Genomic DNA, 234 nt, shown 5'->3' on the forward strand with positions numbered 1-234 from the left:
GGTCGCCTCGTAGTCGCCGAGCAGGCGGTGCAGGCCGAGCAGGCCGAGCAGGTCAGGGTCGAGCAGGAGAACAGCGAGCAGAAGCTCGTGCGCCTCGCCAAGCGCGACCGCCTCATCCAGGCGGCAACCACGCCCGGCGGTGGGGCATACCCGGTCGGCGTTCCCGTCACCGACACGATCCCCGCCGTTCGTGCCCGCTTCGGCGACCTCGAAGCGGATGCCGTCACGGGCGTC

1 pseudogene is annotated in these 234 nt (G+C 71.8%); it reads left to right on the forward strand.

The features are described 5' to 3' along the window. Positions 1-27: 27 nt before the first annotated feature. Positions 28-234, forward strand: a pseudogene (locus QN345_RS20385) (hypothetical protein); the annotation flags it as partial.

Origin of the sequence: Cryobacterium sp. 10I1 (genome assembly GCF_035019805.1) — a bacterium.
Lineage (GTDB): Bacteria > Actinomycetota > Actinomycetes > Actinomycetales > Microbacteriaceae > Cryobacterium > Cryobacterium glucosi.